The following is a 4,689-nucleotide window of genomic DNA, read 5'->3' as shown; positions in this document are numbered from 1 at the left end:
CGCCACCCGGTGCGACCTGCGCACCTCCCGGTTCACCAGCGCCCGCGGCCTGCTTTCCCTACGTGGAGCCATGATCAGCCCCGACCAGACCGTCGCGATCGCCGCCCTGATCGCCGCCGAAGCCGGCCTGATCGTGTCCGGGTGAGGTCCGGTCAGGGCTCGACCTCGAGGCAGGTGGTCGAGGCGGTAGAACACCTGGCTCCCGGTGTCGTGGCCGGCCGCCGCGTAGTCGGGGTGCGGCCAGAGCGGAAGGGTGTCGTGCCCGTCGGACTCCCACAGCGCGGCACCGCTGTCGTCGCCCCAGGTGCACGCCCACCCGTTGTCGATCAACTTCGTGGCGAAGTAGCGGTACCTGGTGCGGCCGTCGGCGGCGAGCAGGGCCGGGAACTCGTTGGGCAACAACGGCGGGATCCGTTCGGGTTGCCAGGTCACAGCGTGCCGTGGGCGAGGGTGCCGGCGGTGAGGGTGGCGCGGATCTCGAGGTCGGCGAGGTCGCTGGGGGGCACCCGGCGGGGGTCGGCGGCCAGGACGGTCAGGTCGGCGTGTTTGCCGGCGGTGACGGTGCCGAGATCGTTCTCCCAGTGGCAGGCGTGCGCCGCCTCGACGGTGTAGGCGCGCAGGGCGTCGTCGATGGTGATGGCCTCGGCCGGGCCGAGGGATTGGCCGGACGATGACGTCCGGGTGAGCATGAACTGCATGGCGCGCAGCGGGGCGCCCGGGGTGACCGGGCGGTCGGAGCTGCCGACCAGCCGGATGCCGTGGTCCAGAAAGGACCGGCCGCGGTAGAGCCACGGCGTGCGTTCCTCGCCCATGATCGAGGCGTAGTCGTCGCCGTAGTACCACAGGAAGCTGGGTTGCACGACGGCCGTGGCGCCGACCGCGGCGAAGCGGGCGAGCTGGTCCGGGCGGACCAGCCCGGCATGTTCGATGCGGTGCCGGGCCTCCGGACGCGGATGCGCCGCCTGCGCGTGTTCCAGGGCGTCGAGGGTCAGGTCGACGGCGCGGTCCCCGATCGCGTGGATCGCGAGCTGCCAGCCGGCGCGGTGGCCGTCGAGCACGTAGCCGCGGATCACGTCGGGGTCGGTGAAGAAGTCGCCGCTGTGGTCGTACCCGGTGTAGGGAGCGGTGAGCGCGGCGGTGCGTGGGCCCATGCCGCCGTCGGTGAACATCTTGATCGCGCCGATGACCAGCCGGTCGCCGCCGAACCCGGAGCGCAGGCCGAGGTCGAGACCGCGGGCGACTCCGTCGGATGCGTTGGTGGCCAACGGATGCAGCGCCTCGGCAGCCACCATCAGGCGGACCCGGATCGGCAGCCGGTGCTGCTCGGCGAGCAGTTGGAACGCGGCCGCCTCGGCCCCGCTGTAGCTGATCAGCCCGCCGTGCACGCCGATCCCGGCTTCGGCGGCGGCGACCACGCCCTCGGACAGGCAGGTGCGGCCGGCCGCCTCGATCGCGTCGGCGATCTCCGTGACCGGGTACGGATCGCGGACGCCGCGCACCGCCGTCATGCCGGCGTCCCCGAGCAGGCCGTGCTCGTGTGGGACACCGTCGCCGAGCCGGTCCAGCACGGCGGTGTTGACCACGCCGGCGTGACCGGACACGTGCACCAGCAACACCTGCCGGCCCTGGCTCACCGGGTCCAGATCGGCGGCGCCGAGGTCCCGGCCGAGCACCCGCTGGTCGTAGCCGTGGATCTCCACCCAGGCGCCGGGCGGGCTGGCCGCCACCCGGGATGCGACGACCGCGAGCACGTCGTCGATCCCGGTGCGCCCGGCGATCGTGGTCCCGGTCTGCTCGAGCCCGGCCCAGATCAGATGCACGTGCGCGTCGATGAACCCGGGCAGCACGGTCGCGCCCCGCAGGTCCACGACCTCCTTGGCGGGCAACGCCGAGACGGCCTCGTCCAGTCCGACGATCCGCCCGCGCCACACGCCGATCTCCCGCGCGGCCGGATACGCCGGATCCATGGTGATCACATTGGCGTTGACCAGCCGCAGGTCCAGCATCAGCCCTTGAACCCCGCCCGCCGCAAGGCATCCGCCATCGACCCGCCGGCGGGCTGGCGGTCCTGGCGCGGCTGCCGGTCCTGGCGGGGCTGCCGCGCCCGGTCCGCGCGCGGGCCGGGCTTCGCCTCGCGGGCGCCCGGCTCGTCGTCCAGCCGCAGGGTGAGCCCGATCCGCTTGCGCGCCACGTCCACCTCCAGCACCTTCACCCGGACCACGTCACCCGGCTTGACCACCTCCCGCGGGTCCTTGACGAACGTCCGCGACATGGCCGAGACGTGCACCAGCCCGTCCTGGTGCACCCCGACGTCCACGAACGCGCCGAACGCCGCCACGTTGGTGACCACGCCCTCCAGCACCATGCCGGGCCGCAGGTCGGCGATCTTCTCCACCCCCTCGGCGAAGGTCGCGGTCTTGAACGCCGGCCGCGGGTCCCGGCCCGGCTTCTCCAACTCGGCCAGGATGTCCGTCACGGTCGGCAGACCGAACGTCTCGTCCACAAAGGACTTCGCGTCGACCTTGCGGAGCACCGCGGTGTTGCCGATCAGCTTGCCCAGGTCGCCGCCGGTGGTCTGGAGAATGCGGCGCACCACCGGGTACGCCTCCGGGTGCACGGCCGAGGAGTCCAGCGGGTCCTCGCCGCCCGGGATGCGCAGGAAGCCCGCGCACTGCTCGAACGCCTTGGGGCCCAACCGGGGCACGTCCTTGAGCGACCGGCGGTTGCGGAACGGGCCGTTGCCGTCCCGGTGCAGGACGATCTGCGTGGCCAGGCCCTCCCCGATGCCGGACACCCTGGTCAGCAGCGGCACCGAGGCGGTGTTGACGTCCACGCCCACCGCGTTCACGCAGTCCTCGACCACCGCGTCGAGCGAGCGGGACAGCGTGGACTCCGGCAGATCGTGTTGGTACTGCCCGACTCCGATGGACTTCGGGTCGATCTTGACCAACTCCGCGAGCGGGTCCTGCAACCGGCGGGCGATGGACACCGCGCCGCGCAGCGACACGTCCAGCCCGGGCAGTTCGTGGGAGGCGTAGGCCGAGGCCGAGTACACCGAGGCGCCCGCCTCCGACACGACGATCTTGGTGAGCTTCGGGTTCAGCTTGATCAGGTCAGCGGCGAGCTTGTCGGTCTCCCGGGACGCGGTGCCGTTGCCGATCGCGATCAGCTCGACCCGATGCCGCTCGGCCAGCGCGGCGAGCACCGCAAGCGCCTCGTCCCAGCGCTGCTGCGGCTGGTGCGGGTAGATCGTCTCGGTGGCCACCACCTTGCCGGTGGCGTCCACCACCGCCACCTTGACCCCGGTGCGGAAGCCCGGGTCGAGGCCCATGGTCGGGCGGGTGCCGGCCGGCGCGGCGAGCAGCAGGTCGCGCAGGTTGGCGGCGAACACCCGGACCGCCTCCTCCTCGGCCGCCTGCCGCAACCGCATCCGCAGGTCGATGTCGAGCTTGATCAGGATGCGGCCGCGCCAGGCCAGCCGCACGGTGTCGAGCAGCCAGCGGTCGGCCGCCCGGCCCCGGTCGGCGATGCCGAAGTGGCCGGCGATGGTCCGCTCGTAGTCGCTCGGCCCGGCCGCGACGTCGTCCTCGCCGTCGTCCGGCCGCATCGTGAGCTCGAGGACCTCCTCCTTCTCACCGCGGAACATCGCCAGGATGCGGTGCGACGGGAGCTTGGTGTAGGGCTCGGACCAGTCGAAGTAGTCGGCGAACTTGGCGCCGGCCTCCTGTTTGCCGTCCCGCACCTTCGCCGCCAGCCGGCCGCCGGTCCACATCCGCTCGCGCAGGTCGCCGATCAGGTCGGCGTCCTCGGTGAACCGCTCGACCAGGATCGCCCGGGCGCCGTCCAGCGCGGCGGCGGCGTCGGCCACGCCCTTGTCGGTGTCGACGAACGCGGCGGCCTCGGTGCGCGGGTCGCGGGTCGGGTCGGCGAGCAGCGCCTCGGCCAGCGGCTGCAGGCCGGCCTCCCGGGCGATCTGCGCCTTGGTGCGGCGCTTGGGTTTGTACGGCAGGTAGATGTCCTCGAGCCGGGCCTTGGCGTCGGCCGCCATGATCCGCTCGGTCAGCTCGTCGGTGAGCTTGCCCTGCTCGCGGATCGACTCGAGGATCGCGGTCCGGCGCTCCTCCAGCTCACGCAGGTAACGCAGGCGTTCCTCGAGCGTGCGCAGCTGGGCGTCGTCGAGGCTGCCGGTGACCTCCTTGCGGTAGCGCGCGATGAACGGAACGGTGGCGCCGCCGTCGAGAAGCTCCACCGCCGACTGGACCTGCCGGTCGCGCACGCCGAGCTCGCCGGCGATGCGCTCATGAATCGACTGCACCCGAGCATTCTCTACGAGCCGGCGGCGCGCAGGCTTCTCGGGCGCAGATCTGTCCAGTGCTCCTCGACGTAGGCCAGGCAGGCGTCCCGGGTCTCCTCGCCGAACACCCGGGTCCAGCCGGCGGGCACCTCGGCGAAGGCGGGCCACAGCGAATGCTGGTCCTCGTCGTTGACCAGGACGAGGAAGCTGCCGTCCGGGTCGTCGAACGGGTTGGTGCTCATGAACGGATCCTCCGGTCGGGGTTGGCGACGGCCGCGCGCAGCACGGCCAGCAGGTCGTCGAGCAGCCGCTGGGCGGCGGCCCGGTCGTGCCGGTCGGTGGCGAAGGTGAGGTAGCAGTGCACCGGGCCGGGGCCGGGCGGCTGGTAGCAGCTC

At 72.6% G+C, this 4,689-nt stretch carries 4 protein-coding genes; all 4 read right to left on the bottom strand.

Features of this window, described 5'->3' with window-relative positions:
- The coding region (locus VFO68_RS02930) for a hypothetical protein (RefSeq protein WP_325156562.1) at positions 1 to 432 on the bottom strand (432 nt) is incomplete at its 3' end.
- Positions 429 to 2,006, bottom strand: coding sequence for an amidohydrolase (locus VFO68_RS02925; RefSeq protein WP_325156561.1), 1,578 nt, complete (start codon positions 2,004 to 2,006; stop codon positions 429 to 431). The genes VFO68_RS02925 and VFO68_RS02930, both read right to left, overlap by 4 nt.
- Positions 2,006 to 4,315: a Tex family protein gene (locus VFO68_RS02920; protein WP_325156560.1), complete on the bottom strand. Its 2,310-nt coding sequence runs from the start codon at positions 4,313 to 4,315 to the stop codon at positions 2,006 to 2,008. The genes VFO68_RS02925 and VFO68_RS02920 overlap by 1 nt, the downstream gene beginning before the upstream one ends.
- Positions 4,316 to 4,326: 11 nt before the next feature.
- Positions 4,327 to 4,536 carry an MbtH family protein gene (locus VFO68_RS02915; protein WP_325156559.1) on the bottom strand — a complete coding sequence of 70 codons (210 nt, stop codon included), beginning with the start codon at positions 4,534 to 4,536 and terminating at the stop codon, positions 4,327 to 4,329.
- Positions 4,537 to 4,689 lie beyond the last annotated feature (153 nt).

It is taken from the genome of Actinophytocola sp. (assembly GCF_035712165.1).
In the GTDB taxonomy this organism is placed as follows: Bacteria; Actinomycetota; Actinomycetes; order Mycobacteriales; family Pseudonocardiaceae; genus DASYTH01.
This window is presented reverse-complemented; position numbering and strand designations above follow the sequence as displayed.

Coding starts and splice junctions, on each gene's coding strand:
- VFO68_RS02925 (WP_325156561.1), bottom strand. CDS start 2,006: ATGCTGGACCTGCGGCTGGTCAACGCCAATGTGATCACCATGGATCCG.
- VFO68_RS02915 (WP_325156559.1), bottom strand. CDS start 4,536: ATGAGCACCAACCCGTTCGACGACCCGGACGGCAGCTTCCTCGTCCTG.